The organism is Salmonella sp. SAL4457 (genome assembly GCF_046548235.1).
GTDB lineage: Bacteria > Pseudomonadota > Gammaproteobacteria > Enterobacterales > Enterobacteriaceae > Salmonella > Salmonella enterica.
In genome coordinates this window covers 1-274 of record NZ_JBGDZO010000452.1, presented here as the reverse complement: position 1 = coordinate 274, position 274 = coordinate 1, and the positions used below count along the sequence as shown (strand labels likewise).

General features: G+C 64.6%; 1 protein-coding gene. It reads left to right on the top strand.

Translation table 11 applies throughout. The features are described from left to right. Positions 1–274 (top strand): hypothetical protein (locus tag ACLJNW_RS25010; RefSeq protein WP_410961330.1); only part of this gene is annotated, 274 nt, incomplete at both ends.

The following is a 274-nucleotide window of genomic DNA, read 5'->3' as shown; positions in this document are numbered from 1 at the left end:
CCATCCGCTCGCGGAAGGCGAAGCGCTCAGCATCGGCATTCCTTCCGACCGGAACTGCCTGCTGATAGCCCTGGGCGAGCGGCTGCCGGACTACAGTCTCCTGCACCACCTGACGGCAGTGCTCGGCATAGAGATCGAACGGCTGCGCGTCGAAAGCGAACGCCACCTGCGCCTGGGTTCGGAATTGCTCGACGACCTGCTGCAACGACGGCTATACCGAGAACAAGCCGAGGAGCGGCTGGAGGAACTGCTGCCCGGGCTCGATCTCGACGAC